Raw genomic sequence first — 26,113 nt, forward strand, 5'->3', positions numbered from 1 at the left:
TCGGCGATCTGCTGGAGCGTCGCCCCCACATCGGACGTCCGCGTGGTCGTCATCGACTGCACCGACACCGGCGCGTCCCCGCCCACCGCCACGGAACCGACCTGGATCCGCCGCGACACGCGCCGCTCGGCGAGCCGCGGCGCGGGTACCTCGGGCATCCCGAGCGAAATGGCGGTCATGGCCTCACTCCCGGTTCCCGGAGACCGTCTCGCGCAGGGCGCGCAGCGACTCCTTCAGCGATCCCATGGTGGCGAGGACGGCGGTGGGCTCGTAGCCGCAGTGCGCCATGCAGTTGGCGCAGCGCGGGTCCTTGCCGCGGCCGTACCGGTCCCAGTCGGTGTCCTCGATCAGCTCCCGGTACGTCGGCACATAGCCGTCGCTCATCAGGTAGCAGGGGCGCTGCCAGCCGAAGAGGGAGTAGTTCGGGATCGCCCACGCGGTGCACGGGAAGTCGACCTTGCCCTCGAGGAAGTCCAGGAACAGCGGGGAATGGTTCAGCCGCCAGCGGCGGCGGTTGCCGCCCGCGAAGGCCTTCTTGAACAGCTCCCGGGTCTGCTCCACGCCCAGGAAGTGCTCCTGGTCGGGGGCCTTCTCGTAGGCGTAGGCGGGCGAGATCATCATCTCGTCGACCTTGAGGTCGTCGTTGAGGTAGTTGAGCACCTCGATGATGGTCTGCGGGGTGTCGGTGTTGAAGAACGTCGAGTTGGTGGTGACCCGGAAGCCGCGCCGCTTGGCCTCCTTGATGGCCTCCACGGCCTCGTCGAAGACGCCTTCCTTCGCCACGGACTCGTCGTGCCGCTCCCGCAGGCCGTCGATGTGCACGGCGAACGCGAAGTAGGGCGAGGGGGTGAACAGGTCCATCTTCTTGCGCATGAGCAGGGCGTTGGTGCACAGGAAGACGTACTTGCGCTTGGCCACCAGCTGGCGCGCGATCTCGTCGATCTGCGGGTGCATCAGGGGCTCGCCGCCGGCGATCGACACCATCGGTGCCCCGGACTCCAGGACCGCGCCCACGGCCTGCGCCACGGGCATCCGCTGTTTGAGCACCCCGGCCGGGTGCTGGATCTTGCCGCACCCCTCGCACTTGAGATTGCAGGCGAAGAGCGGTTCCAGTTCGACGATGAGCGGGAACTTGTCCCGCCTGCGGAGCTTCTGTTCGGCCAAATATGTAGCGACCTTGATGGACTGACGCAGCGGCATGGCCATCGGGCTCACCTCCTGGGGAGCAGCAAGGAACGGTGCCATTCATAGAAAGCCGGAAGTACGGAACGAAGGACACGGAAAGCCGATATTCCACCGCGGACCGTGCCGATGCGGACCAGTTCGTGCTCAGGAGCGTCCACGACCACCCGGACGGCCGCAACCGGGCGCTCGCCCGTACGGACGGCGCTCAGAAGCGTGGCCGCCGATTCCATGTCGACCGCGATCGCGCCGGTGGCGAGCAGACCGGACCGTTCCTGACCGCGGACGACGTGGTCGGAGCCGGTGAGCGGGCCGGTGTGGACGGTGCGCCCGGGCACCGCCCGCACCAGTTCCTTCACCAGCAGTTCGGTCCCGACGCAGGGGACGCTGCCGCGCGGGTCCCGGGTCTCCTCGGCGACGACCAGGTCGCCGGGGTGCATCCCGGTGGCGAGCCCGGCACAGAATCCGGTGGCCAGCACGGCCGCGCCGCTCAGGGCGGGGCCGGCGAGCACCCGCGTGACGGAGCGCTCGGCCGCCGCCGGGCCCATGCCCGTGCGCAGGACGGTGACCGGCCCGCCCGGAGTGCCCCGCCCACGCCTGCGCAGGGCGAGGTGCTCGATGCCGAGCGCACAGGCGATCAGCAGCGGGGCCGGGGCGGGCCGGTGGCTCATCAGCTTCCCTTCGCCTCGGCGAGCGGCTGCGGCCCGGGACCGTCCGCTGGCTCGGGACCGTCCGCCGGCTCGCGTGCGTCCGCCGGCCCGGGGGCGGACCTCGCGGCGGGTCTCGCCGCGGACTGCTTCCTGCCGAGTGGCTCCCCGTGCACGTACCGGCCGAGCGCGGTGAGCGGGAAGACCTGCCGGTAGAGGTGGTAGTTGATGGAGAAGTCCCAGGGGAAGCCGGTTCCGGTGAAGTACGGCTCGTCCCAGGAGCCGTCCTCGCACTGGGTGGCCGCCAGCCACGTGATGCCGCGTTCCACGGCCCTGGACTCCCGCTCCCCCGCCGCCAGCAGCGCCATCAGCGCCCAGGCGGTCTGCGAGGGGGTGGAGGCGCCCCGGCCGCTCCACTCACGGACGTACCGGTAGGAGCGCAGGTCCTCGCCCCAGCCGCCGTCCTCGTTCTGCACCTTCTCCAGCCAGGCCACGGCCCGTCTGATCGCCGGGTGCGAGCCGGGGAACCCGGCCGCGGTCAGGGCGGGGACCACGGAGCCCGTGCCGTAGAGGTAGTTGACGCCCCAGCGCCCGAACCAGGAGCCGTCGAGCTCCTGTTCGGCCAGGAGCCACCGGATGCCGCGCCGGGTGCGCGGGTCGTGGGCCAGGCCCTCGGCGGCCAGCATCTCCACGACGTGCGCGGTGACATCGGCCGACGGCGGGTCGATGACCTCACCGAAGTCGCAGAACGGCAGCCGGTTGGGGAACGGACTGGTGTTGTCGACGTCGAAGGCGCCCCACGCACCGTTCCTCGACTGCATGCCGAGGTTCCAGCGCACCCCGCGCCCGATCGCGTTGTCCATCCGCTCCGGGTCGTGATGCTTGACCCGGCGCAGCGCGAGGACCACCTCCGCGGTGTCGTCGATGTCGGGGTAGTTGTCGTTGTGGAACTCGAACGCCCAGCCGCCGGGCGGCAGCTGGGGCCGGCGCACGGACCAGTCACCGGGCCGCACGATCTGTTCGCCCAGCATCCAGTCGGCGGCCTTGACCAGTTGGGGGTGGTCGGCGGGCAGACCCGCGTCGGCCAGCGCGATGGTGGCCAGGCAGGTGTCCCACACCGGGGACTGGCAGGCCTCGATCATCCGGGCCCCGTCCTCGCGCCACACGGCGAACCGGTCCAGCGACTCCAGGCCCGCGCGCATCACCGGATGGTTCAGGTCGTAGCCGAGCAGGTGCAGCGCGATGACGGAATACACGGCCGGGGGCTGGATGCCTCCCCAGCAGCCGTCGTTCTCCTGCCGCTCGATGATCCAGCGGGCGGCGGCGTTCATGGCCGCCGCGCGCAGCCGGCGCGGGACGGCCCGGCGCAGGGCGTGCAGACCCTTGTCCAGCCGCTGGAAGGCGCCGTCCCAGCTCCTCACCGGGGCGAACGGCCGGGGAGGGTTGGGGCGGTGCGGGTCGGTGTGCAGTTCGTCCAGCGGGAACGGGGCGGGACGCACCGGGCGTCGGGCGGAGACGATCGTCAGCGGCACGATGGTCTGCCGGGCCCAGCAGCCGAAGTCATAGATGTTGAGCGGCACCCAGGAGGGGAACCAGATCAGCTCGGGCGGGAGTTCGGGCAGGTCCTCCCACTTCCACCAGCCGAACAGCGCCAGCCAGATGCGGGTGAAGACCCGGGCGGCGGCGATACCGCCCCGCTCGCGGATCCAGGCGGAGGCCCGCGCCATGTGCGGGGCGTCCGGCGGGTCACCGGCCAGCCGCAGGGCGACGTACGCCTCGATGGTGGTGGAGAGTTCGCCGGGGCCGCCGTAGAAGGAGGCCCAGGTGCCGTCGTCGCGCTGCTCGCCGCGGATGAACAGGGCGGCCGCGCGGGTGGTGTCCTCGTCGCCGATGCCGAGGAACTGACGCAGCAGCAGGTCCTCGGCGTCCATCGTGACGTTGGTCTGGAGGTCCCCCTTCCACCAGCCCTGGTCGTCCTGCCGGGACAGCAGGAAGTCGGTGGCGCGCCGCATGGCGTGGGCGGCGATGTCGGGAACCCCGGCCGCCTCGGGGATGTCGGTGTCGTGTTCGCTGGCCGCGGTCACGCGGGACGGCCATGCCGCCCCGGTGCTTCCGTCGGTCGTCGCTGTCATGGCTTCCCCTTCGTGCAGTCCTGCGAGTGGTGTCTGCTGTGGGTCCGCCGTCGGCCGGTGCCGTTCTCCCCTGGGCGCCGGCCGGCGACTACGCGAGGGCTATTCGACCGATAGTGATCATCTCTTTCGTACGACGACGAAGTCCGCGAGCGCCGTGAACCGCTCCCGCACCCGGTCGGGCATGTCCACGGTGTCCAGGGCCTCGATGGCGATGGTGTGCTGACGGCGCGCCTCGCCGGCGGTCCACTCGCGGCCGCCCGCCTCCTCGATGAGGGCGGCACGTGCCGCGAACTCCTCCTCGGAGAAGTTCGCGACGTCGCTGCTCCTGGCGTCGGCCGCGAGGATCTCGCCGAGCCGCCGGGAGGCGGGTCCTTCGGCCGCGAGCGCGGCCACGACCGGGAGGGACTTCTTGCGCTGGCGCAAGTCGCTCCAGGTCTGCTTGCCGGTGGCGTCCGGGTCGCCCCAGATGCCGAGGAGGTCGTCGACGGCCTGGAAGGCGAGGCCGAGGTGGTAGCCGTACGTCTCCAGCGCGTCGGCGGTGCGGTCGTCGGCGCCGCCGAGCACCGCGCCGATGGAGCTGGCGCAGGCGAGCAGGGCACCGGTCTTGTTGCCCTCCATCTCCAGGCACTCCTCGACGCTGACGCGGTCGCGGTGCTCGTAGGAGATGTCCTGGGCCTGGCCGTCGATGAGCGCGCGGCTCGCCGTGGTCAGCCGGCGGGCCGCGCGGCCCGCCTCGACCGTGCCGAGTTCCAGCAGCACCTCGCCCGCCAGGGCGAACAGGGCGTCGCCGACCAGGATGGCCTGGGCGGGGCCGTGCACCTTCCAGACGGTGTCGCGGTGCCGCCGCTGTTCGTCACCGTCCATCAGGTCGTCGTGCAGCAGCGAGAAGTTGTGGACCAGTTCGACGGCGACCGCGCCGGGGACACCGGTCTCCGGCGTGGCCCCGGTGACCTCGGCCGACAGCACGGCGAGCGCGGGGCGCACGGCCTTGCCGCCGTCGCCGTCCGCGGGCCGGCCCTGGGCGTCGATCCAGCCGAAGTGGTAGGCGGCGACCGTGTCCATGGGAGGGGCCAGGCGGTCGACGGCCGCCCGCAGTACCGGCGTGGCCAGGGTCCGCCCGCGCTCCAGGAGCGCGGCCACGTCCACCGCCGTCCTTCGAGCGGCCTGCGGGGCCGGGGTCACAGGGGGCACAGTCTCTCCTCTTGTCGCGGTACCGGGGGCACGGAAGCCTGCCGCACCGCTCCGTTGCAGCATCAGGCCGCCTCCTCGATCGCGAAGAGGTGGCGGGGGCGGGGCCGGCCGAGGGCGTGCAGCGCGGCGTCCGCCGCGCCGACACCGCTGCGGACCGCGCCCTCCATGGTCGCGGGCCACCCGGTGGCGGTCCACGCTCCGGCCAGGTACAGGCCGGGGGCCTTGGTGCGGGCGCCGGGCCTGAGGCGTCCGACGCCGGGTGCGGGGGCGAAGGTGGCGGTGCGCTCCCGGGTGACGAAGAAGTCCTCGATCCGGGCGTCCCGGGTGCGCGGCAGCAGCCGCCGGAGTTCGGGCAGATAGCGCTCACGCAGAGCGGCCACCGGCTCGTCGATGTCGGCCTGGGCGACGGACTGGGACAGCGCCAGGTACTGGCCCCGGTCGAGTCCGGCGGCGTCGGTCCGGTCGAAGACCCACTGCACGGGGGTGCCGAGGGCGGCGAAGAAGGGCCGTGACAGCACCTGGCGGTCGTAGATCACGTGGACGTTGAGGATCGGGGCGGTGCCGATACCGAGGAGCCGCTCGGGGTGGTCGAGCGCGCCCTCGGGCAGCAGGTCGTACGTCTCGCGCTGCGGCACGGCGAGCACCACCGCGTCGGCCCGGATCGTGTCGCCGGGAACCGAGACGTTCCACCCTCCGCCCGCGTCGGCGCGGACGGAGGAGACCCTGGTACGGACCTCGGTGCGCACGCCCGCCGAGTCGAGCGCCTCGCGGGCGAGCCGGTCATGCAGTTCGCCCAGGGGCACCCGGGCCCAGCCGATGTCGGCGGCCGAAGGGTCGGACAGCAGACCGGTCTTGAACACCATCGCGGCGAGCGACAGGGACGTGTCGCCCGCGACCGCGTTGAGGGTGGCGACCCCGACCAGGTCCCACAGCGCCTCGATGGCGCGCGCCGACTGGCCGTGGGCGGTCAGCCAGCTGCCGAAGTCCTGGGTGTCCAGAGCCGGATCGGCGGGGTCGAGCCCCTTCAGCGCGAGCGCGGCCCGGACCGCCCTGGCCCGGTCGGCGAGCGACAGATGCGGATACGTGGCGAGGCTGCGCCCCAGGTGCAGGGGCACCGGCAGCGCGTCGCGCCGCAGTCTGCCGAGCCGCCGCCCCTCGGGGCGCGCGAGGTCCACGACGGGCACGTCGAGGCGGTCCTGCAGCGGTGCCAGCGCCGCTCCGCCGATCCGGTCGAGGAACCAGCGGTAGGCGGTGCAGCAGCGCAGGTACACATGCTGGCCGTTGTCGACGGTCAGGTCGCCGCGCCGGAAGGAGAAGGCGAGCCCGCCCAGGCGCGGCCGGCCCTCGATCAGGGTGACGCCCACGCCGGCGTCGGCGAGTGCGAGCGCGGTGGTGACCCCGGCGAGCCCGCCGCCGACCACGACGGCATGCCGTCCTGCCGGGACCGGGGCGTCCGTGCGCGGCCCCCCGGTGCGTGTGCCGTGGCTCATGCGCCCTCCCCTGCCCGGCCGGGCCGCCGCAGCGGTGCAGGACCGGTCGTCTCAGTCTGGGACGCGGCGCCGCGGCGGAGGGTTGCCCGCCGCTTCCGGGCCGGTGGCGGGGTGTCCATCAGGCACGCCTCCTGACGCTCCGCCGGGTCACGTGCCGGGTGTCCAGGCCGGACAGACCGCGCATCGCGACATACGCCTTCTCGCGTCCGGGCAGGGAGACCCGGCCGCGCAGCACGGCCTCGGGCTCGCGCTCGATGCGGTCCAGGAGACGGCGGTAGATGCCGGCCATGGCGGCGACGCACGCGCCGCTGCGCCGGTCGAGCAGGGGGAGCAGCCGGTAGCCCTCGGCGAAGAGGGCACGGGCCCTGCGCACCTCGAAGTGCACCAGGCCGGGGAAGTCGGAGCCCTCGGGCGGCGTCGGCCCGCCGAACCCGGCCGAGCAGCCGAACTTGGCGAGGTCGTCCGCGGGCAGATAGGTGCGCCCGCCCTCGGCGTCCTCCCGGACGTCCCTGAGGATGTTGGTCAGCTGGAGGGCGAGCCCCAGCGTGTCGGCGTACTCGGGGGCGCGCTCGACGCCTCGCGCGCCGGGTTCGGTGCCGAACACGCCGAGCGAGAGCCGCCCGATGGCGCCCGCGACACAGCGGCAGTAGACCTTCAGGTCGTCCCAGGTCTCGTAGGTCTCGCCGCGTACGTCCATCCGGACGCCGTCGATGAGCTCGTCCAGGCCGCCGAGCGGGATCGGGAAGCGGGCGGCGGCGTGCGCGAGGGCGACCGCGACCGGGTCGGTGTCGTCCTCGTCGACCGCGCCGTCGCGGATCCGGGAGAGCAGGGCCCGGGTGTCCTCGAGCCGGGCGATCTTGACGTCGTCCGCCAGCGCGCCGTCGCCGATGTCGTCGACCCGCCGGGAGAACGCGTACAGCGCCGACATGGCGCGCCGCTCCGGTGTGGGCAGCAGCCGGATGCCGTAGGCGAAGTTACGTGCCTGCTGTCCGGTGACGGTCTCGCAGTAGCTGTAGGCGGCGAGTACCGGTGCGGACGCGGGTTGCGACTCCACGGTCCGGATCACCCCTTTCCTCGCAGAGTCACGCCCGCCTCGCGCAGCAACTGGATCGTGCCGGGCTTGGGCGGGCCGGGAAGTACGTCGTACGCGGCGGCGGCGATCGCCTGGACGGTCGCCCTTCCTCCCGCCACGAACCCCGCGAGCAGCAGTCTGAGCCTGCCGTGGACGCTGCGCACCAGGGGGTCGCCCTCGTCCAGCAGGTCCCGGGCGCGTTGCGCCTGGTACGCGACCAGTGCGCGCACCGATGCGCCGGCGGTGGGCGCGGCGAGGTCCGCCTCCCGGACATGAAAACGCTTCATGTCCACGGCGGGCAGGTAGATGCGGTCGCGGCCGAGGTCCTCGGCGACGTCCTGGAGGTGTTCGACGATCTGCAGCGCTGTGCAGATCGCGTCGGAACGGCGGATCCGCTCCGGGGTGGCGGTCCCGGTGACGGCGAGGACGAGGCGGCCGACGGGGTTGGCCGACAGCTCGCAGTAGGCGAGCAGGTCGTCGTAGGTCTCGTAGCGCTTGACGAGCTGGTCCTGACGGTTCGCGGCGATCAGCCCGAGGAAGGGCTCGGGGGTCAGCGCGTGGCGGCGGACCGTCGGCAGCAGCCGGCGCAGCAGCGGGTGACCGGGCTGCGGGCCGGAGGGATCGAACACCCGGCGGAGATCGGCTTCGAAGGCGTCCAGCAGGGCGAGCCGGTCCGCCGCCTCCTCCGCCGGCACGCCCAGCAGGCGGGCGTCGGCGCCGCCGGGGGCCAGATCGCCGTCGCCGATGTCATCGACCAGACGGGCGAAGCCGTACACGGCCATGAGGTCGTCGCGCCAGGACCGGGGCAGGAAGAAGGGGGCCACGGGGAAGTTCTCGGCGGCGGCCTTGTCGAGGGTGGCACGCTCGACGTCGACGGCGGACGCCGCGGCGGTGGGCGTCATCGTGGACTGCCCGGGGCGAGGACGGCACGCGCTGCGTTCACCCGGGGAGTTTCCGTAGCCATTGCCGTCACATCTCCCGTTCTACACTGCTGACCCAATGCACACTATTTCGGACACGCCGCCCAGGTTTCCGCCCGGCGGTATCACTGGATGGTGTCGGGCATTATGGCCCTGATTGCCGTCTTTCGGGACCGGTACAGCTTACGTTGTACAACGCGGCGCGCATCGTCGGGGGTCACGCGGACACCACGGCAACACGCGCATCGGCGTCAGGATTCCTCGCGGGGGCAGGAGTTGACGCTGCCTTCCCAGACGCCGGACCCTCACCGGACAGTTCCGGCGAGGGCCCGGGACCCGTCCCTCCGCCAACCGGGCTACTTCCCCGAGAACTTCTCGTACTCCTTGAGCACCTCGTCGGTCGGCCCGTCCATGCGCAGCTCGCCGCGCTCCAGCCAGAGCACGCGGTCGCAGGTGTCGCGGATCGACTTGTTGTTGTGACTGACCAGGAAGACGGTGCCGGCCTCCTTGCGCAACTCCCGGATCCGGGCCTCGGAGCGTTTCTGGAACTTGCGGTCGCCGGTGGCCAGGGCCTCGTCGATCATCAGGACGTCGTGGTCCTTGGCGGCGGCGATGGAGAAGCGCAGCCGGGCCGCCATGCCGGAGGAGTAGGTGCGCATCGGCAGGGTGATGAAGTCGCCCTTCTCGTTGATGCCCGAGAAGTCGACGATCTCCTGGTAACGGTCCCTGATCTCCTCGCGGGACATCCCCATGGCGAGTCCGCCCAGCATGACGTTCCGCTCGCCCGTCAGATCGTTCATCAGGGCGGCGTTGACGCCCAGCAGGGAGGGCTGGCCGTCGGTGTAGACCTTGCCCTTCTCGGCGGGCAGCAGTCCGGCGATGGCCCGCAGCAGGGTGGACTTGCCGGAGCCGTTGGAGCCGATCAGGCCGATGGCCTCGCCCCGGTAGGAGACGAAGGAGACCCCGCGCACGGCGTGCACCTTGCGCACCCCCCGCTCCTCGCCCCGCCTCAGGATGCGGCTCAGCGCCGAGGTGGCGCTGCCCCGGCCCGTCCTGGCACCGTTGACGCGGTAGACGATGTGCAGGTCGTCCGCGATGACGGTGGGGACGCGCGCACCCGTCGTGTCGTCAGCCACGGCCGTACCTCTCCTCGGACTTCCAGAAGTAGACGAAACCGGCCGCGCCGACCAGCAGGGCCCAGCCCAGGGCGAACGCCCACACGTGCGGGGGCAGGTACGAGGAGCCGTAGTCGTCGATCAAGGCGAAGCGGACCAGGTCCATGTAGACCGCGGCCGGGTTCCACTGCAGCACGTCGGCGAGCCAGCCCGGGACGTCCTTGTCCGCCAGCATCGCCGGGATGCTGAACATCACGCCCGAGGCGTACAACCAGGTGCGCAGCACGAACGGCATCAGCTGCGCCAGGTCCGGGGTCCTGCTGCCCATCCGCGCGAAGATCAGCGCGAGACCGGTGTTGAACACGAACTGCAGCGCCAGCGCCGGCACCACCAGCAGCCACGAAAGGCCCGGGACGTTCCCGAACGCCAGCATGATCACCACGAGCACGATCATCGAGAACAGCAGCTGCTGCAGCTGCTGGAGCGCGAACGAGATCGGCAGCGAGGCCCGCGGAAAGTGCAGCGCCCGCACCAGCCCCAGATTGCCCGAGATGGCACGCACCCCGGCCAGCACCGAGCTCTGGGTGAAGGTGAACACGAACACGCCCGTCACCAGGAACGGCACGTAGACGTCCTTCGGGATGCCCCGGTTGGCGCCGAGCAGCAGGCCGAAGATGAAGAAGTACACCGCCGCGTTCAGCAGCGGGGTCGCCACCTGCCACAGCTGGCCCAGCTTGGCCTGGCTGTACTGGGCGGTGAGCTTCGCCTGCGAGAAGGCGACGATGAAGTGCCGCCGCCCCCAGAGCTGACGGACGTACGCGCCCAGGGACGGCCGGGCGCCACTGACCGTGAGGCCGTACTTGGCGGCCAGCTCGGCCGCCGTGAGGCCCTCGTCGGGCGATGCGGCCGCAGTGACCGCGACCGTGCCGTCGTGCCTTGTCTCACTCACTGGTGGAAAAACTTTCGTCCTCGAGGTGCGTGGCCCGAGCGGGCCTGGCATGAGCCGGGGAGCCTCGGTACGGCCCCGGTGTTCCGGACACGAGCTTGTCAGATCACGGGGGGCCGGCCCAGTCGGGTCAGCCGCCACACCGTACGCCACTTCATGGGCCTGCGGGGTCCGCAGGGGGCGGTCAGGCCCTCCCGGAAGCCGCCGAACCAGGCCTTCAGGGCCGCGCGTGAGGGACGGCGCAGCAGGGTGAGGAGGAGCCAGGTGCCCAGGTAGACGGGGACGAGGAGGGCGGGGAGGTTGCGGCGGGCGAGCCAGACCCGGTTGCGGGCGACCATGCGGTGGTAGACCGCGTGCCGTGAGGGGGCGGTCGCCGGGTGGTACAGCACCATGTCGGACCGGTAGTCGATCATCCAGCCGGCGTCGAGGGCCCGCCAGGCGAGATCGGTCTCCTCATGCGCGTAGAAGAACGCGTCCGGCAGTCCGCCGACCTCGGCGAGAACCTTGGTGCGTACGGCGTTGGCGCCACCGAGGAAGGTGGTCACGCGGGAGGAGCGCATCGGATCGGCCGCGCGCAGCCGCGGCACGTGGCGGCGCTGGGTGACGCCGGTCTCCGGGTCGGCGATGCGGAAGCTGATGATGCCGAGCGTCGGGTCGTCCGCGAAGGCCTCGCGGCACAGCTCGGCGGTGTCGCGGCGGGCGAGCAGACCGTCGTCGTCGAGGAACAGCAGGATGTCGACGTCCCGGCCGCCCGGACCGAAGGCCTCGATGCCGACGTTGCGGCCGCCGGGTATGCCGAGGTTCTCCGGCAGCTCGACGGTGCGCACCCCCTCGGGGACCTCGGGGACGGGCGAGCCGTTGCCGACGACCACGACCCGCACCGGGTCGCCGTCCTGGGCCGCGACCGAGTCCAGCAGGGCCCGCAGTTCCGCGGGGCGGTTGCCCATGGTGATGATCACCGCCCCGACCGTCGTTCCGGTGCTCACTTCAGCCTGCTCGACGCGAGGACGGACACCAGGTGCAGCACGGTCTGCAGCAGCGCGATGCCGGCGAGTACGGCGGTGCCGAGCCGGGTGAAGAAGAGGTCGCCCCGGGCCGCGTCCAGGATCGCGAGCAGCAGGATCAGCAGGGACGCCTCGATGCCGAGGATGAGCCGGTGGAACCTGACCGCGCCGGCGGCCCGGCGGGCCAGTGCCATGCCGGAGGAGCGCGGCTCGGACGCGGCCTCCTTCACCGGGGGCAGCCCGCCCTGGTGGCGGGCGACGCCGACCAGGTCGGTCTCGGCCTTGACCAGGATCGCGCCGAGCGCCGCCAGGGTGCCGAGGAAGGCCCACAGCCAGTCGACGCGCCCGGAGCCCCAGAGGTCGGCGGCGCGCAGGCCGAGTCCGGTCAGGACGGCGGCGTCGCACAGATAGGCGCCGACCCGGTCCAGATAGACACCGCTGAGCGAGTACTGCTTCTTCCAGCGCGCGACCTCGCCGTCGACGCAGTCCAGCAGCAGGTACAGCTGGACCATGACCACGCCGAGGACGGCTCCCGTGATCCCGGGCACCAGCAGGGCCGGGGCCGCGAGGACGCCGAAGACGGTCATCAGGTAGGTGAGCTGGTTGGGCGTGACCCTGGTGTTCACCAGATAGCGGTCCACCCGCAGGGAGACCTCACGCATGTAGAGGCGCCCCATCCAGTGCTCACCGCTGCGCCGGTCCTTGACCCCGGCGGGGTGCACGACCGGACGGAGTTCAGCTACCGATGGCCTTGACATAGTCGGCGTAGACGTCCTTGATCTGTTCGGTTTTCAGGTCGAGATGTTCGAGGATGGTGAAGCGGCCGGGGCGGGTCTCGGGAGCGAACTCGACGACCCGGACGAACTCGTCCACCGTGAATCCGATCTCCTCCGGCAGCACCGGCAGCCCGTGCCGGCGCAGCACCTCTGCCATGGCCGCCGACTCCTCGTGCGCTCCGCGCAGATACATCGCGAAGGCGGCCCCCAGTCCGCACTGCTCGCCGTGGGCGGCGGCCCTCCTGGGGTGGAGCAGGTCGAAGCCGTGGTTGATCTCGTGGCAGGCGCCGGAGGAGGGGCGGGAGTCGCCGGACACCGACATGGCGATGCCGGTGAGGACGAGGGCCTCGGCCAGCACCTGCAGGAAACCGTCGTCGCCGACGCCTCCGGGGTGGCGCAGTACGGCCTCGCCCGCCTGCCGGGCCATGGCGGCGGCGAGTCCGTCGATCTTCTCGCCGTTGACGCGGTGGGAGAGCTCCCAGTCCGCGACGGCGGAGACATTGGAGATGACGTCGCCGATGCCGGAGCGCACGAACCGGACGGGGGCCTCACGGATGACGTTGAGGTCGATGACGACCGCGATCGGGTTCGGCACCCCGTACGAGCCGCGGCCCGCGTCGTTGTCCAGGGTCGCGACCGGCGAGCACAGGCCGTCGTGCGCCAGGTTGGTGGCGACCGCGACCAGGGGCAGGCCGACACGCGCCGCGGCGAACTTGGCGCAGTCGATGATCTTCCCGCCGCCGAGCCCGACGACCGCGTCGTAGTGACCGCCCTGCATGTCGCCCGCCAGCCGGACCGCGTCGTCGAGGGTGCCGCCGCCGACCTCGAACCAGGTGGCGCCGGGCAGCGAGGGCGCGATCCGCTCGCGCAGCCGGGCGCCGGAGCCGCCGCTGACGGCGATGGCGAGCCGGCCCGACTGCGAGATCCGCTCGTCGGCGAGGACATTCGCCAGGTCGTCGAGGGCACCCGGGCGGATGTCGACGACGACCGGCGAGGGGATGAGCCGGGTCAGTACTGGCACGCGATCTCCCGTCCGCGGGCGAGGTCGTCGTGGTTGTCGATCTCGACCCACGCGACGTCACCGATCGGCGCCACGTCGATCCGGAAGCCGCGGTTCACCAGCTCCTGGTAGCCGTCCTCGTAGTACAGCTGCGGATCCCGCTCGAAGGTCGCCTTCAGCGCGTCCGCCAGCTCCCCGGCCGCCTCGCCCTCGATGAGCGTGACCCCGATGTACTCACCGGTCGCCTCGGCCGGGTCCATCAGCTTGGTGATCCGCGTCATCCCCTTCGCCGGGTCGACGACGACCTTCATCTCCTCGTCCGCGAGCTTCTTCACCGTGTCCAGCGCGAGGATGATCCTCTTGCCGTCGCCGCGCGCGGCCAGGAGCGTCTTCTCCACCGAGACCGGGTGCACGGTGTCGCCGTTGGCGAGGATCACCCCGTCCCTGAGGGCGTCACGGCCGCACCACAGGGAGTAGGCGTTGTTCCACTCCTCGGCCTTGTCGTTGTCGATCAGCGTCAGCCGGACGCCGTACTTCTTCTCCAGGGCCGCCTGACGCTCGTACACGGCCTCCTTGCGGTAGCCGACGATGACCCCGACCTCGGTCAGCCCGATCTCGGCGAAGTTGGCGAGGGTCAGGTCCAGCACCGTCACCGCGTCCGGGTCTCCCTCCGCTCCCACCGGTACCAGCGCCTTGGGCAGGGTGTCGGTGTAGGGGCGCAGACGGCGTCCGGCGCCGGCCGCGAGCACGAGGCCGATCATGCGGGTTCTCCTTCGTCGTGTACGGCGGGCGCCCCTGCGGACGCCCAGAAACGGATGCTCTCGGCGAGCACCACCAGCGCCGCGGCCACGGCGAGGACCGTGAGCGCGACAGTGAACCGGGAAGCGGTGAGCACGGCCGCCAGCACCGCGACCAGCAGGGTGCGGACCTCGTGCCCGCCGATCGCCCACACCAGCCGGCGCGGGGGCGCGCCCGCCTGGCCGCGGATGCGGTAAACGGTGTCGTAGTGATGGTAGGCGATCACGGCCACCAGTCCGTAGGCCGCCGGCAGGGCTCCGTTCACCTCCGCCCGGGCCGCCAGTGCCAGGACGGTACCGTACTCGGCGGCGCGGAAGAACGGGGGGACCATCCAGTCGAGGGCGCCCGTGAGGGGACGGGCCACGGCGAGGGCGGAGGTCAGGACGTAGCCGCAGGCGGCCAGGACCGTCCAGGCGCTGCCGAAGCCGGTGGACGCGGCCGTGGCGACGACGGCCGCGCCACCGAGCAGGGCGACGGCGGGGGTGGCGAGGCCGGGGAGCCGGCGCGCGGCGTTCGTCAGCGGGCCGGTCAGGGCCTGGGCGAGCGGACCGGAGTCGGCGAGGTCGGCAAGCGCCCGCGCCGCCCGGTCGCTGCGGCGGACCCCCGGGGTCAGCGAGCGCAGGACGCGGCCCGCCGCGGTGTACGTGGCCGCGAGGGCGCAGCCGACGAGCAGCGCGTAGAAGGTGATCCGGGGGGTGGTGACGGCCGTGAGCACGGCGATCATCGCCCAGCGTTCACCGATCGGCAGGACGATCATGCGGCGCGCCCAGACCGTCCAGCCGACGCTGTCGAGCCGGTCGGAGAGGGCGGCGGTGGGGCTGGTGCCGGCGGCGTCCTGGCCCGCCTCGCTGAAGGAGAAGTCGACGACGTGCCGGCAGGTCTGCAGGATTATGGCGCCGAGGGCGAGGGCCCATACGTCGTCGCCGCCGCGCGCGGCCCCGAGGGCGAGGCCGGCGTAGTAGGCGTACTCCTTGGCGCGGTCGAAGGTGGCGTCGAGCCAGGCGCCGAGGGTGGAGTACCGCAGGGTGTAGCGGGCGAGCTGGCCGTCGGCGCAGTCCAGCACGAAGGACGCGATGAGCAGGACGCCGGCGGCGACGAAGCCGGGGCGGGTGCCGGTCGCGGCGCAGGCGGCGGCGATCAGCGCGGTGAGCAGCGAGGCGGTGGTGACCTGGTTGGGGGTCAGTCCACGGCGGGCGCACCAGCGGGCCAGGTAGCGGGAGTAGGGGCTGATGAAGTGGGTGGTGAAGAACCCGTCGCGGGCCTTGACCGCGGACTTCAGGCGCAGGGCCTCGTCGTCGACGGCGGCAACGGCCTGGCGGGCCTCGTTGCGGGTCTGGGGGTCGGCGGGGACGGTGGCGACGAGGCTGCCGAGCTCGGGACGGTGCACCTCGGCGCCGTCGGTGTCGAGAGCGGTGACGACGCGGTCGGCGAGGCCGTCGACGAGGGTGGTGCCACTCCCCCGCGTCTCGCCGGCCGCGTACTCGCGGGCCATCGCACGGGTCAGGGCGCGGCGGCCTTCCCGCTGGGCGGTGACGGCGCCCGGGATCGCGGAGATCGGGAAGCGGGGGTCGGTGAGACCGAGGCGCAGCGCGTGCACATGGCCCACGAAGCGGGCGTCGACCACGGCGACCCGCTGCCCGGCGGGCACCCCGGCGAGCAGGGTCTCGGCCTCGGCGGTGCCGGACGCTATCCGTACGTCGAAGCCGAGGGAGCGCAGGTCGGCCTCGAGTGACGAACCGGGGACCGGGTGGCCGGTGAGGATGGCGATCGACAAGCGAATCTCGCTCCCTGGGTGCCGGCGCGTCCACGCCGGTGACGTACTGGTGCGCCCGTGCCGGGCCTCAGGGCGGCATGCCGGCAGAGGCTATCGGATGGACGTCGAGCCCGCGTTCACCGGCCGTTCCACGGCTGGATCGACGTGGTTCGCCCGCGCCGCCGCCCGTCATCATCGGGGATGCGGGGCCCGTCCCACAAACCGCACCCCAGAAGGGATATAGCGGGTCACTTCGTGAAATGACTTCGCATACCCGACTGTTCGGCGCGCGGCGGCACGGCTCGGAGCGACGGGGCACGGCTCGGCATAGGGTGGGCGACCATGACTTGGCTGATCACCGGCGGAGCCGGTTACATCGGGGCACATGTGGTGCGGGCCATGGCCGGCGCCGGGGAGCGGGTCGTCGCGCTGGACGACCTCTCGGCCGGCGTGCCGGAGCGTCTCCCCGCCGATGTCCCGCTGGTCAGGGGCTCGTCACTGGACGGCGAGCTGCTGAAGCGTGCGCTCGCGGAGCACGAGGTGACGGGCGTGCTGCATCTCGCCGCGCGCAAGCAGGTCGCCGAGTCCGTGGCCCAGCCGGCCCGGTACTACCGGGAGAACGTGGGCGGTCTCGCGACGCTCCTGGAGGCCGTCGCGGAGGCGGGGGTCCGGCGCTTCGTCTTCTCCTCGTCCGCGGCCGTGTACGGCGATCCCCGGGTGGATCTCATCACGGAGGAGACGCCCTGTGCCCCGGTGAACCCCTACGGCGAGACCAAGCTCGCCGGGGAATGGCTCGTGCGGGCGGCCGGCCGGGCTCACGGCATGTCCACGGTGTGCCTGCGCTACTTCAACGTGGCGGGGGCCGCGGCGCCGGAGCTGGCCGACACGGGTGTGTTCAACATCGTGCCGATGGTCTTCGACCGGCTCACCCGCGGCGAGGCCCCGCGGATCTTCGGCGACGACTATCCGACGCCGGACGGCACGTGTGTCCGTGACTACATCCACGTGACCGATCTGGCGGAGGCGCACCTGGCGGCGGCCCGCAGGCTGTCGGACGGGGACCTGACCGGAGACCTGACGCTGAACATCGGGCGCGGCGAGGGTGTCTCGGTACGCGAGTTGATCACGGCCATCGGCGAGGTCACCGGGGACACCCGGGCCCCGCTCGTGGAGCCCCGCCGCCCGGGTGACGCCCCCCGCGCGGTGGCCTCGTCCGTCCTCGCGGGCGAGCGGCTCGGCTGGTCCGCCCATCGTTCCGTGCGCGAGATGGTGGACTCGGCCTGGCAGGGCTGGCGACTCCACCACGCCGCTGCGGCAGGCCATTTGAGCCGGCCCTGACCTGCGGATCGTTTCCGCAGGTCAGGGCACATGACAACGGTGTTCAGTGCCGCGTTGCCCCATACCCCCCGCCCGTAGTTCACTGTGGTCCGACGGACCGGAACGGAAAGGGCGGCGGCACCCATGGGGGCTGGGCACGATCACGGGCACACGCACGGCGCGCCGGCCGGCGGTACGGCCAGTGCGGCGTACCGCGGCAGACTGCGGGCGGCGCTGGCGATCACGCTCGGCGTCATGGCGGTCCAGATCGTGGGCGGGGTGCTGGCCGACTCGCTCGCCCTGGTCACGGACGCGGCGCACATGGCGACGGACGCCCTGGGACTGGGCATGGCGCTGCTCGCGATCCACTTCGCGAGCCGCCCGCCGAGCGAGCGCCGCACCTTCGGGCTCGCCCGCGCGGAGATTCTCGCGGCCCTGGCCAACTGTCTGCTGCTGCTCGGCGTCGGCGGCTATGTGCTGTACGAGGTGGTCGAACGGTTCATCATCCCGGCAGACACCAAGGGCGGCCTGACGATGGTGTTCGGCGCGATCGGCCTGGTCGCCAACCTGGTGTCGCTGACCCTCCTGATGCGCGGGCAGAAGGAGAGCCTGAACGTGCGCGGCGCCTTCCTGGAGGTGGCGGCCGACGCGCTCGGCTCGGTCGCGGTCATCGTCTCCGCGCTGGTGATCGTGACCACCGGCTGGACGGCCGCCGACCCGATCGCCTCTCTGGTGATCGCGCTGATGATCGTGCCCCGCAGCGTGAAGCTGCTGCGCGAGACCCTGGACGTCCTGCTGGAGGCGGCGCCCAAGGGTGTCGACATGACCGAGGTGCGGGCGCACATACTGGCCACGCCGGGGGTCGTGGACGTGCACGATCTGCACGCCTGGACGATCACCTCGGGCATGCCCGTTCTCTCCGCACACGTGGTCGTCAGCTCCGACACCCTGAACGCCATCGGGCACGAGAAGATGCTGCACGAGCTGCAGAGCTGTCTGGGCGACCACTTCGACGTGGAGCACTGCACCTTCCAGCTGGAGCCCGTCGGGCACGCCGAGCACGAGGCGCGTCTGTGCCACTGAGGCCGGTTCGAAGGCGCCCGGGTGCCCCCGTGCGCCGGGGAACGCGGCCCTCCGCCCCCCGTCCCGGCGTCCCTGCGCCCAAGGCTCCTTTCGGGGGAGGTTCCCGGCCGCCCGACGTGGGCACGATGAGCTCCGGGTCCGGTTCCGCCCCCTGATGGCGGAGGCCGCCTCCGGCAGCGCCGTGGGACATGCGGGCGGAGACCGGAGTGCCGGGAGTGCCGGATTCGTGCGGCAGACTTGGGGCGCGAAGACCGAGTGAAGGATGGGTATGCCGATCACACCTGCCACCGCGACGAACAGCCCGTCGAGCGGCACCGCCGAGCCGATTTTGCTGGAACTGGTCGACGAGGACGGCGTGACGATCGGCACCGCGGAGAAACTCGCCGCGCATCAGCCGCCGGGGCAGCTGCACCGGGCGTTCTCGGTGTTCCTGTTCGACGAGCGCGGGCGGCTGCTGCTCCAGCGGCGGGCGCTGGGCAAGTACCACTCCCCCGGTGTGTGGTCCAACACCTGCTGCGGTCACCCCTACCCCGGTGAGGCGCCGTTCGCGGCGGCGGCCCGGCGGACCTCCGAGGAGCTCGGGGTGTCCCCGTCACTGCTCGCCGCGGCCGGCACGGTCCGCTACAACCATCCGGACCCGGCCTCGGGCCTGGTGGAGCAGGAGTACAACCACCTCTTCGTCGGCATGGTGCAGTCGCCGCCGCGGCCGGACCCGGAGGAGGTGGTGGCCACGGCGTTCGTGACCCCGGACGAGCTGGCGGAGCGGCATGCGCGGGACCCCTACTCGGCCTGGTTCATGACCGTCCTGGACGCGGCCCGCCCGGCGGTCCGGGAACTGACCGGGCCGTCGGCGGGCTGGTGACCCGACCCCCCGGACACTCCTAGAGGATCCGCGTGGGCTTGAGCGGCAGGGCGGCCCAGATCACCTTGCCGCCGATCGCGGTGTGCTCGACATCGCACCCCCCGCCCGCCTCACGGGCGATCTCGCGCACCAGGAGCAGTCCGCGGCCACCGGTGCGGGCGTGGTCGGTCTCCAGGGCGGTGGGACGGTAGGGGTGGTTGTCCTCCACGGAGACCCGGACCCAGTCGGCGCCCACGGCGACCTCGACGGCGAGCGTCGGGGACAGCAGCGCCGCGTGCCGTACGGCGTTGGTGACCAGCTCCGAGACGATCAGCAGCAGCCCCTGCACCACGTCGTCGGAGACCGGCACCCCCTGCCGCGTCAGCAGGTCACGCACAGCGTGGCGGGCCTGTGGGACCGAGGCGTCCACGGCCGGGGCGGTGAACCGCCAGACACCTTCGTACGGCAGCGGATCGCCACCTTCACGCTCGATTGTCACCACACGTCGAGTGTTGGTACCGAGCGGCCCCGCACCGCGAGACTGAACAGAAGTCAGCACGTATCGAGCGATTGCGACCGTTGACGCATGATCCGGTCGATCCCGGGACCGCTTCTGTGCGCCTGGTGCCCTCTCGGCGGACTATTCGGGTGGGACGGGTTTGGCTCCGGGCGTTTCCCCCGCCCTTCCCGCCTCCCGCGTCCGTCCCTCCTCCTCACCGGCCAGCCGCTCGGAGACCATGCCGACGATCCGGCGCCCTCCGTAGCCGGTGGCGATCAGACCGAGCCCGTCGAAGAGCAGGGAGAGCGAGAAGAACGTTCCGATGACGTACTGGCTGCTGCTGGGCCAGGTGGCCAGGACGAGGATGCCGAGCAGCAGGCCGAAGGCGCCCTGGACCAGCGTCCAGCCGAACTGCGGCCCGCGCACCACCAGGCTGCCGACCAGCCGGAACAGCCCGCCGGTGAGGAAGAGCAGCGCGGCGAACATGGTCAGCGCCTCGGCCGCCGCCTCCGGTGTCCTCAGCACCACCACACCGGCCGCGATGTTCAGGGCCGCGACGACCACGCCGAGCCAGAAGAAGTTGGTGTGCCGGGCCTGGACGGCGTGCAGCAGCCCGATCACACCGCCGATCAGCAGCAGCCAGCCGAAGAGCAGCATCGAGGTCAGGGTGGCCACGCCCGTGTACACCAGGCCGACCAGGCCGGCGACGACGAGGATCACCCCGAGTACGGCGAGCCAGCTGAAGCCCCGGCTCAGTTTCGCGACCTCGCCCTGCGGCTTGGCGGTCCCGGCGGTCTTGGCGGTCCTGGCCATCAATGCCTCCTCGCTCCCGTCCCCCGCTCCCAGTCTCCGCCGTCCCCCCGCCCCGCGCCGGGCGGCGGGATCCTGCCGCCCGGCGCGCCGACCGGGGCGGATAGCATCCGGCGCATGGAGCCGCAGCTGCTGCACAACGTCATCGACTCGGTCGCCACGGTCGTCATCCGCCACCCGGCCAAGCGCAACGCCATGACGGCCGCGATGTGGGGTTCCCTGCCGCCCCTGCTGGAAACACTGGCGGCCGACCCGGAGGTGAGGGCCCTGGTGCTCACCGGCGCGGGCGCGACGTTCTGCGCCGGGGCGGACATCTCCACGCTCCGGGAGTCGCCTTCGACGGCCCAGCGACTGGCCGTGGCGGCGGAGGAGGCGCTCGCCGCCTTCCCCAAACCGACGCTGGCCGCGGTCCGCGGGCACTGTGTGGGCGGCGGGGCCCAGCTGGCGGCGGCCTGTGATCTGCGGTTCGCCGAGGAGGGTGCGCGCTTCGGGGTGACCCCGGCGAAGCTCGGCATCGTCTACCCGGCCTCCGCCACCCGGCGGCTGGTGTCGCTGGTGGGGCCGGCGACCGCCAAGTACCTGCTGTTCTCGGGTGAACTGATCGACACCCCGCGGGCACTGCGCACGGGTCTGGTGGACGAGGTGCTGCCCGAGGGCCAACTGGACAAGCGGGTCGCGGAGTTCACCCGGATCCTGACGTCCCGCTCCCAGCTGACGCAGGCCGCGGCCAAGGAGTTCGCGAACGGCCGCGCCGACCGGGAGGCGCACTGGGGCGAACGGGCGCGGGAGAGCGGCGACGCCGCCGAGGGCGTCGCCGCGTTCCTGGAGCGCCGGGCGCCGCACTTCACCTGGAGCGTGTCTACGTCAGGATGAAGCGGCTCTTCGACCGGAACTCCTCCACGAGCTGCGCGGGCGCCTTCTCCGGCGATCCGGCGTCGTAGGGCGGCTGCGGGTCGTACTCAGTGAGCAACTGGACGGCCTGGGCGTGCTCGTCGCCGGCGATGCGGCCGAGCAGGGTGAGCCCCATGTCGATACCGGAGGACACCCCGGCCGCGGTGACGTACTTGCCGTCGCTCACCACCCGCTCCCCGGTCGGCTCGGCGCCGTAACGCTCCAGATGGCCGAGCGCCAGCCAGTGGGAGGTGGCCCGGCGGCCCCGGAGGAGACCGGCCGCGGCCAGCAGCAGGGAACCGGTGCACACGGACGTCGTCCACGTGCTGGAGGCGTCGGCGGCGCGCAGCCAGTCCAGCAGGGTCCCGTTCTCCATCTGGGGCGTCTGGCCGGGGCCGCCGGGAACCACCACGATGTCCGGACGGGGCACGTCGGCCAGGGTCCTGTCGGCCATGAGTGCGAGCGAGCCGGAGTCGTTGCGCACGGGTCCGGTGCGCTCGGCGACGAAGACGGTCTCCGCGTCGGGGAGCCGGCCGAGGGTCTCGTAGGGCCCCACCGCGTCGAGGGCGGTGAAGCGGTCGAAGAGGACGACGGCGATCTGCATCGGGGGCCTTTCGGGGTGGGTGAGGCAGGTCGGGTGGGGTCAGGCGGGTGAGGACGGGCGGATGAAGAGAGGTCCGGTCCGATCAGGCCGACGAGGTCAGGCGGGTACGGCAGGTCCGGTCCGATCAGGCCGACGAGGGGGCGGGTACGGCAGGTCCGGTCCGATCAGGCCGACGAGGTCAGGCGGGTACGGCAGGTCCGGTCCGATCAGGCCGACGAGGTCGCGGGCTGGAAGCGACGGCGGTATTCCGCCGGGGACGCTCCGAGGGTCCGGACGAAGGCGCGCCGCATCGCCTCGGGGGTGCCGTAACCGCTGGCGCGGGAGATCTCCTCCACACCGTCGTCGGTGTCCTCCAGCAGCCTGCGTGCGTGTTCGAGCCGTACCCGGTCGACGTAGCGGCCCGGCGTCATACCGGTCTCGGTGTGGAAGGCGCGGGCGAAGTGGCGCGGCGAGAGGGCCGCGCGGGCGGCGAGCGCCTCGACGCACAGATCGGCGTCCGGATGCTCGGTGATCCAGTGCTGCACCTCCCGCAACGGCTCGCGCCTGGCGGTCTGGGCGGCGAGCTGGGCACTGAACTGCGCCTGGTTTCCCGGTCTGCGCAGGAACACCACCAGGTGCCGGGCGACGGTGAGGGCGACGCTTCGGCCGAGGTCCTCCTCGACCAGGGCGAGCGCCAGGTCGATGCCGGAGGTGACACCGGCGGACGTGGAGACGCGGCCGTCCCGGATGTAGATGGGGTCCGGGTCCACCTCGACGGCCGGGTGCTCGCGAGCGAGTTGGTCGCTGTAGGCCCAGTGGGTGGTGGCGCGGCGGCCGTCCAGCAGCCCGGCCGCGGCGAGCAGGGCGGCTCCGGTGCAGACGGAGACCAGCCGTTCGGCGCGCGGGCCGTGCCGGCGCAGCCAGTCGGTCAGCCGCGGGTCGGGCCGGCGGGTGCCCTGTCCACCGGGCACCAGCAGCGTATGCGCCTCGGGGACGTCGGTGAGCGCCCGGTCCGGTACGACGGTCAGGCCGCTGGTCGTCCGGACGGGAGCACCGTCGAGGGAGGCGGTGCACAGCCGGTACGTCCCCGGGGTGTGCTTCTCGGCTCCCGCGAAGACCTCCACGGGACCGGTGACATCGAGGCTCTGCACGTCGTCGAAGAGGACGACGAGAACGGTTCGCTGCGCCATGCGGTCGATTCTTGGCGCTGTCCGTGACGGCGGCAATGACGGATTCCCCACCTTTCCTGCCATGCATGGCCGGCGCCTCGACGAGGTACCCGCGGTACGTCCGGCCGGACAGGCCGGGAAGCGAAAGGGGAGACACGTGTTCCGTGCCATCGCAGATGTTCTGCGCCAGATCGGCGGCGCCGTCGCCACCGTCGTGACGCTGCCGTTCCGGGCGCTCGCCCGGCTGTTCGGCGGGGCTTCCTCCGCCGGCCGCGGCCGTCGCGCCTGAGCCCGCCCGTGCGGTGTCCGGGCGAGTCGCCGCCCTGATCCCCGATTGTCGGCGTCACCTGCCACAATTGCCGCGCAACCTCAGTGGAGAAGGCGGTACGGGAACGTGACGACACCCCTCGCAGGGTCCATCGAAGGCAGGATCGCCGAGGAGCTCGGCGTACGGGAGCGGCAGGTCAAGGCCGCCGTCGAACTGCTCGACGGCGGTTCGACGGTGCCCTTCATCGCCCGCTACCGCAAGGAAGCGACCGAGATGCTCGACGACGCGCAGCTGCGCACGCTCGAGGAGCGGCTGCGCTATCTGCGGGAGCTGGAGGAGCGTCGTACGGCGATCCTGGAGTCAGTGCGCGAGCAGGGCAAGCTGACGGACGAGCTCGAGGCGCGGATCCGGGGCGCGGAGACCAAGGCGCGCCTGGAGGACATCTATCTGCCGTTCAAGCCGAAGCGGCGCACCAAGGCACAGATCGCCCGCGAGGCGGGGCTCGAACCGCTGGCGGAGGGGCTGCTCGGCGATCCGGGCGTCGAGCCCCTCGCCGCGGCCGCCGCGTTCGTGGACGCCGACAGGGGTGTCGCCGATCCGCAGGCCGCCCTGGACGGCGCGCGGGCGATCCTCACCGAGCGGTTCTCCGAGGACGCGGACCTGATCGGTGAGCTGCGTGAGCGGATGTGGGTGCGCGGGCGGCTGGCCGCGAAGGTGCGCGAGGGCAAGGAGGAGGCGGGCGCGAAGTTCTCGGACTACTTCGACTTCGCCGAGCCGTTCACCGAGCTGCCCTCCCACCGGATCCTGGCGATGCTGCGCGGTGAGAAGGAGGAGGTCCTCGACCTCGTCCTGGAGCCGGAGGAGCCCACGGACGGGCCGTCGTCGTACGAGGGGATCATCGCGCACCGGTTCGGGATCGCCGACCGGGGGCGCCCTGGTGACAAGTGGCTGGGCGACACGGTCCGCTGGGCCTGGCGGACTCGCGTCCTGGTGCACCTCGGCATCGACATGCGGCTGCGGCTGCGCACCGCCGCCGAGGACGAGGCGGTGCGGGTCTTCGCGGCCAACCTGCGCGACCTGCTGCTCGCCGCCCCGGCCGGCACGCGCGCGACCCTGGGCCTCGACCCGGGTTTCCGTACGGGCGTGAAGGTCGCCGTGGTCGACGCGACCGGCAAGGTCGTGGCCACGGACGTGATCCATCCGCATGTTCCGGCGAACCGGTGGGACGAGGCGATCGCGAAGCTGGCGCGGCTGGCGAAGGAGCACGCGGTCGAGCTGATCGCGATCGGCAACGGCACGGCGTCCCGCGAGACCGACAAGCTCGCCGGTGAGCTGATCACCAAGCACCCCGAGCTGAAGCTGACCAAGGTCATGGTGTCGGAGGCGGGCGCCTCCGTGTACTCGGCCTCCGCGTTCGCCTCCCAGGAACTGCCGGACATGGACGTGTCGCTGCGCGGCGCGGTGTCGATCGCACGCCGGCTCCAGGACCCGCTGGCCGAGCTGGTGAAGATCGACCCGAAGTCGATCGGTGTCGGCCAGTACCAGCACGACCTGTCCGAGGTGAAGCTGTCGCGTTCGCTGGACGCGGTGGTGGAGGACTGTGTGAACGGTGTGGGGGTGGACGTCAACACCGCGTCGGCGCCGCTGCTGGCCCGGGTCTCCGGCATCACCTCGGGGCTCGCCGAGAACATCGTGGCGCACCGCGACTCCAACGGACCGTTCCGCTCGCGCGGTGAGCTGAAGAAGGTGGCGCGGCTCGGCCCGAAGGCGTACGAGCAGTGCGCGGGCTTCCTGCGGATCCGCGGCGGGGACGACCCGCTGGACGCGTCCAGTGTGCACCCGGAGGCCTATCCGGTGGTGCGGCGCATGGTGAAGCAGTCGGGCGCGGAGGTCGCCGCGCTGATCGGCAACACGGCGGTGCTGCGGTCGCTGCGGCCGCAGGAGTTCGTGGACGAGACGTTCGGTCTGCCGACGGTGAGCGACATCCTGAAGGAGCTGGAGAAGCCGGGGCGCGACCCGCGGCCCGCGTTCAGGACGGCGGTCTTCAAGGAGGGCGTGGAGAAGATCTCCGACCTGTCCTCCGGGATGGTGCTGGAGGGGGTCGTCACGAACGTCGCCGCGTTCGGCGCCTTCGTCGACGTCGGTGTCCACCAGGACGGTCTTGTGCATGTCTCCGCCATGTCGAAGACGTTCGTCAAGGACCCTCGGGACGTCGTGAAGCCGGGGGACATCGTCAAGGTGAAGGTCCTCGACGTGGACATCCCGCGCAAGCGGATCTCGCTGACGCTGCGGCTGGACGACGAGGCGGCGCCGAAGGAGCAGGGGTCCGGCGGTGAGCGCCGGCAGCGTGGCGGCCGTCCGCCGCAGCAGCGCCAGGGCCGCGGTGGCGGCGCGGGCGGCCAGGGCGCGCGGCAGGCGCCCGCGCCGGCGAACAGCGCGATGGCCGACGCGCTGCGCCGTGCGGGTCTCGTCGACCCGAAGAGCGGCAGGCGCTGAGCCTCCCGGGCCCGTTTCCGCGCCGTGGCGGCGGGGAAACGGGCCCCCCTGGCCTGGAGCGCCGACGGTGAGCGGCTGCCCGGTCCGGGCGGCGCGGCCTCGTCGCCGGCTGTCCACGGCCGGCCCGGCG

Annotated in this window: 26 protein-coding genes; 6 read left to right on the forward strand and 20 right to left on the reverse strand. The window is 72.2% G+C overall.

Features of this window, described 5'->3' with window-relative positions:
- The 16 genes from ACIF9R_RS17405 to ACIF9R_RS17480 form a co-directional block, all read right to left on the reverse strand.
- On the reverse strand, positions 1 to 179 hold a 179-nt coding region (locus tag ACIF9R_RS17405), incomplete at its 3' end, for a flavodoxin-dependent (E)-4-hydroxy-3-methylbut-2-enyl-diphosphate synthase (protein ID WP_399980749.1).
- A 4-nt stretch (positions 180 to 183) separates the two neighbouring features.
- The gene (gene hpnH, locus ACIF9R_RS17410) at positions 184 to 1,206 is read right to left on the reverse strand and encodes an adenosyl-hopene transferase HpnH (protein WP_399980432.1); all 1,023 of its coding nucleotides are present in this window, start codon (positions 1,204 to 1,206) and stop codon (positions 184 to 186) included.
- A gap of 5 nt (positions 1,207 to 1,211) precedes the next feature.
- Positions 1,212 to 1,853 carry a 1-hydroxy-2-methyl-2-butenyl 4-diphosphate reductase gene (locus tag ACIF9R_RS17415; RefSeq protein ID WP_399980435.1) on the reverse strand — a complete coding sequence of 214 codons (642 nt, stop codon included), beginning with the start codon at positions 1,851 to 1,853 and terminating at the stop codon, positions 1,212 to 1,214.
- Positions 1,853 to 3,961: a squalene--hopene cyclase gene (gene shc, locus ACIF9R_RS17420; RefSeq protein ID WP_399980437.1), complete on the reverse strand. Its 2,109-nt coding sequence runs from the start codon at positions 3,959 to 3,961 to the stop codon at positions 1,853 to 1,855. The genes ACIF9R_RS17415 and shc overlap by 1 nt, the downstream gene beginning before the upstream one ends.
- A 117-nt stretch (positions 3,962 to 4,078) precedes the next feature.
- Positions 4,079 to 5,143, reverse strand: coding sequence for a polyprenyl synthetase family protein (locus ACIF9R_RS17425; RefSeq protein ID WP_399980751.1), 1,065 nt, complete (start codon positions 5,141 to 5,143; stop codon positions 4,079 to 4,081).
- Positions 5,144 to 5,214: 71 nt separating this feature from the next.
- A complete protein-coding gene (gene hpnE / locus ACIF9R_RS17430; RefSeq protein ID WP_399980440.1) occupies positions 5,215 to 6,642 on the reverse strand; it encodes a hydroxysqualene dehydroxylase HpnE in 1,428 nt (475 codons plus the stop codon).
- On the reverse strand, positions 6,639 to 6,761 hold the full coding sequence (locus ACIF9R_RS17435) for a DUF6380 family protein (RefSeq protein WP_399980442.1): 123 nt from the start codon (positions 6,759 to 6,761) through the stop codon (positions 6,639 to 6,641). The genes hpnE and ACIF9R_RS17435 overlap by 4 nt, the downstream gene beginning before the upstream one ends.
- On the reverse strand, positions 6,761 to 7,708 hold the full coding sequence (gene hpnD / locus ACIF9R_RS17440) for a presqualene diphosphate synthase HpnD (RefSeq protein ID WP_399980445.1): 948 nt from the start codon (positions 7,706 to 7,708) through the stop codon (positions 6,761 to 6,763). The genes ACIF9R_RS17435 and hpnD overlap by 1 nt, the downstream gene beginning before the upstream one ends.
- The gene (gene hpnC, locus ACIF9R_RS17445) at positions 7,705 to 8,616 is read right to left on the reverse strand and encodes a squalene synthase HpnC (RefSeq protein WP_399980446.1); all 912 of its coding nucleotides are present in this window, start codon (positions 8,614 to 8,616) and stop codon (positions 7,705 to 7,707) included. The genes hpnD and hpnC overlap by 4 nt, the downstream gene beginning before the upstream one ends.
- Positions 8,617 to 8,990: 374 nt before the next feature.
- The gene (locus ACIF9R_RS17450; RefSeq protein ID WP_399980449.1) at positions 8,991 to 9,770 is read right to left on the reverse strand and encodes an ABC transporter ATP-binding protein; all 780 of its coding nucleotides are present in this window, start codon (positions 9,768 to 9,770) and stop codon (positions 8,991 to 8,993) included.
- Positions 9,763 to 10,698: an ABC transporter permease gene (locus tag ACIF9R_RS17455; protein WP_399980451.1), complete on the reverse strand. Its 936-nt coding sequence runs from the start codon at positions 10,696 to 10,698 to the stop codon at positions 9,763 to 9,765. Before ACIF9R_RS17455 ends, ACIF9R_RS17450 begins: the two co-directional genes overlap by 8 nt.
- A 98-nt stretch (positions 10,699 to 10,796) precedes the next feature.
- On the reverse strand, positions 10,797 to 11,642 hold the full coding sequence (locus tag ACIF9R_RS17460; protein WP_399980754.1) for a glycosyltransferase family 2 protein: 846 nt from the start codon (positions 11,640 to 11,642) through the stop codon (positions 10,797 to 10,799).
- A gap of 35 nt (positions 11,643 to 11,677) precedes the next feature.
- Positions 11,678 to 12,457 (reverse strand): CDP-alcohol phosphatidyltransferase family protein, encoded by a 780-nt coding sequence (locus ACIF9R_RS17465; protein WP_399980453.1) that lies wholly within the window; start codon positions 12,455 to 12,457, stop codon positions 11,678 to 11,680.
- Entirely contained in the window at positions 12,435 to 13,496 is a 1,062-nt protein-coding gene (locus tag ACIF9R_RS17470; RefSeq protein ID WP_399980455.1) for an iron-containing alcohol dehydrogenase family protein, read from the reverse strand. The genes ACIF9R_RS17465 and ACIF9R_RS17470 overlap by 23 nt, the downstream gene beginning before the upstream one ends.
- A complete protein-coding gene (locus ACIF9R_RS17475; RefSeq protein ID WP_399980457.1) occupies positions 13,484 to 14,236 on the reverse strand; it encodes a sugar phosphate nucleotidyltransferase in 753 nt (250 codons plus the stop codon). Before ACIF9R_RS17475 ends, ACIF9R_RS17470 begins: the two co-directional genes overlap by 13 nt.
- Positions 14,233 to 16,047 (reverse strand): DUF5941 domain-containing protein, encoded by a 1,815-nt coding sequence (locus ACIF9R_RS17480; RefSeq protein WP_399980459.1) that lies wholly within the window; start codon positions 16,045 to 16,047, stop codon positions 14,233 to 14,235. Before ACIF9R_RS17480 ends, ACIF9R_RS17475 begins: the two co-directional genes overlap by 4 nt.
- 321 nt (positions 16,048 to 16,368) lie before the next feature.
- Between ACIF9R_RS17480 and galE the strand changes: the two genes are divergently transcribed.
- From galE to idi, 3 genes are all read left to right on the forward strand, one after another.
- Positions 16,369 to 17,364 (forward strand): UDP-glucose 4-epimerase GalE, encoded by a 996-nt coding sequence (gene galE / locus ACIF9R_RS17485; RefSeq protein WP_399980462.1) that lies wholly within the window; start codon positions 16,369 to 16,371, stop codon positions 17,362 to 17,364.
- Between the two features lie 123 nt (positions 17,365 to 17,487).
- Entirely contained in the window at positions 17,488 to 18,426 is a 939-nt protein-coding gene (locus ACIF9R_RS17490) for a cation diffusion facilitator family transporter (protein ID WP_399980464.1), read from the forward strand.
- 268 nt (positions 18,427 to 18,694) lie between these two features.
- The gene (gene idi, locus ACIF9R_RS17495; RefSeq protein WP_399980467.1) at positions 18,695 to 19,288 is read left to right on the forward strand and encodes an isopentenyl-diphosphate Delta-isomerase; all 594 of its coding nucleotides are present in this window, start codon (positions 18,695 to 18,697) and stop codon (positions 19,286 to 19,288) included.
- 19 nt (positions 19,289 to 19,307) lie between these two features.
- Here the strand turns inward: idi and ACIF9R_RS17500 are convergent, their stop codons facing one another.
- Both ACIF9R_RS17500 and ACIF9R_RS17505 read right to left on the reverse strand, forming a co-directional pair.
- Positions 19,308 to 19,769 (reverse strand): ATP-binding protein, encoded by a 462-nt coding sequence (locus tag ACIF9R_RS17500; RefSeq protein ID WP_399980469.1) that lies wholly within the window; start codon positions 19,767 to 19,769, stop codon positions 19,308 to 19,310.
- A gap of 138 nt (positions 19,770 to 19,907) precedes the next feature.
- On the reverse strand, positions 19,908 to 20,579 hold the full coding sequence (locus ACIF9R_RS17505; RefSeq protein WP_399980472.1) for an HdeD family acid-resistance protein: 672 nt from the start codon (positions 20,577 to 20,579) through the stop codon (positions 19,908 to 19,910).
- 114 nt (positions 20,580 to 20,693) lie between these two features.
- On the opposite strand from ACIF9R_RS17505, the gene ACIF9R_RS17510 reads away from it, so the two are divergent.
- A complete protein-coding gene (locus ACIF9R_RS17510) occupies positions 20,694 to 21,449 on the forward strand; it encodes an enoyl-CoA hydratase/isomerase family protein (protein ID WP_399980475.1) in 756 nt (251 codons plus the stop codon).
- On the opposite strand, the gene ACIF9R_RS17515 is transcribed toward ACIF9R_RS17510, so the two are convergent.
- Together ACIF9R_RS17515 and ACIF9R_RS17520 are read right to left on the reverse strand one after the other, a co-directional pair.
- A complete protein-coding gene (locus tag ACIF9R_RS17515; protein ID WP_399980477.1) occupies positions 21,436 to 22,071 on the reverse strand; it encodes a DJ-1/PfpI family protein in 636 nt (211 codons plus the stop codon). The genes ACIF9R_RS17510 and ACIF9R_RS17515 overlap by 14 nt on opposite strands.
- A 206-nt stretch (positions 22,072 to 22,277) precedes the next feature.
- Entirely contained in the window at positions 22,278 to 23,240 is a 963-nt protein-coding gene (locus ACIF9R_RS17520; RefSeq protein WP_399980479.1) for a GlxA family transcriptional regulator, read from the reverse strand.
- A gap of 136 nt (positions 23,241 to 23,376) precedes the next feature.
- On the opposite strand from ACIF9R_RS17520, the gene ACIF9R_RS17525 reads away from it, so the two are divergent.
- Positions 23,377 to 23,508, forward strand: a complete 132-nt coding sequence (locus ACIF9R_RS17525) for an LPFR motif small protein (RefSeq protein ID WP_363039958.1) — start codon at positions 23,377 to 23,379, stop codon at positions 23,506 to 23,508.
- Positions 23,509 to 23,613: 105 nt separating this feature from the next.
- Positions 23,614 to 25,983, forward strand: a complete 2,370-nt coding sequence (locus ACIF9R_RS17530; protein ID WP_399980482.1) for a Tex family protein — start codon at positions 23,614 to 23,616, stop codon at positions 25,981 to 25,983.
- The last annotated feature ends 130 nt before the right edge of the window (positions 25,984 to 26,113 follow it).

The sequence above is a fragment of the Streptomyces sp. NPDC086080 genome (assembly GCF_044540255.1).
Classification (GTDB): domain Bacteria; phylum Actinomycetota; class Actinomycetes; order Streptomycetales; family Streptomycetaceae; genus Streptomyces.

Excerpts from the sequence above, each read along its gene's own strand:
- hpnH (WP_399980432.1), bottom strand. The coding sequence starts at position 1,206 with ATGGCCATGCCGCTGCGTCAGTCCATCAAGGTCGCTACATATTTGGCC.
- ACIF9R_RS17415 (WP_399980435.1), bottom strand. The coding sequence starts at position 1,853 with ATGAGCCACCGGCCCGCCCCGGCCCCGCTGCTGATCGCCTGTGCGCTC.
- shc (WP_399980437.1), bottom strand. The coding sequence starts at position 3,961 with ATGACAGCGACGACCGACGGAAGCACCGGGGCGGCATGGCCGTCCCGC.
- hpnE (WP_399980440.1), bottom strand. The coding sequence starts at position 6,642 with ATGAGCCACGGCACACGCACCGGGGGGCCGCGCACGGACGCCCCGGTC.
- ACIF9R_RS17435 (WP_399980442.1), bottom strand. The coding sequence starts at position 6,761 with ATGGACACCCCGCCACCGGCCCGGAAGCGGCGGGCAACCCTCCGCCGC.
- hpnC (WP_399980446.1), bottom strand. The coding sequence starts at position 8,616 with ATGACGCCCACCGCCGCGGCGTCCGCCGTCGACGTCGAGCGTGCCACC.
- ACIF9R_RS17460 (WP_399980754.1), bottom strand. The coding sequence starts at position 11,642 with ATGGGCAACCGCCCCGCGGAACTGCGGGCCCTGCTGGACTCGGTCGCG.
- ACIF9R_RS17465 (WP_399980453.1), bottom strand. The coding sequence starts at position 12,457 with ATGTCAAGGCCATCGGTAGCTGAACTCCGTCCGGTCGTGCACCCCGCC.
- ACIF9R_RS17475 (WP_399980457.1), bottom strand. The coding sequence starts at position 14,236 with ATGATCGGCCTCGTGCTCGCGGCCGGCGCCGGACGCCGTCTGCGCCCC.
- galE (WP_399980462.1), top strand. The coding sequence starts at position 16,369 with ATGACTTGGCTGATCACCGGCGGAGCCGGTTACATCGGGGCACATGTG.
- ACIF9R_RS17490 (WP_399980464.1), top strand. The coding sequence starts at position 17,488 with ATGGGGGCTGGGCACGATCACGGGCACACGCACGGCGCGCCGGCCGGC.
- idi (WP_399980467.1), top strand. The coding sequence starts at position 18,695 with ATGCCGATCACACCTGCCACCGCGACGAACAGCCCGTCGAGCGGCACC.
- ACIF9R_RS17505 (WP_399980472.1), bottom strand. The coding sequence starts at position 20,579 with ATGGCCAGGACCGCCAAGACCGCCGGGACCGCCAAGCCGCAGGGCGAG.
- ACIF9R_RS17510 (WP_399980475.1), top strand. The coding sequence starts at position 20,694 with ATGGAGCCGCAGCTGCTGCACAACGTCATCGACTCGGTCGCCACGGTC.
- ACIF9R_RS17515 (WP_399980477.1), bottom strand. The coding sequence starts at position 22,071 with ATGCAGATCGCCGTCGTCCTCTTCGACCGCTTCACCGCCCTCGACGCG.
- ACIF9R_RS17520 (WP_399980479.1), bottom strand. The coding sequence starts at position 23,240 with ATGGCGCAGCGAACCGTTCTCGTCGTCCTCTTCGACGACGTGCAGAGC.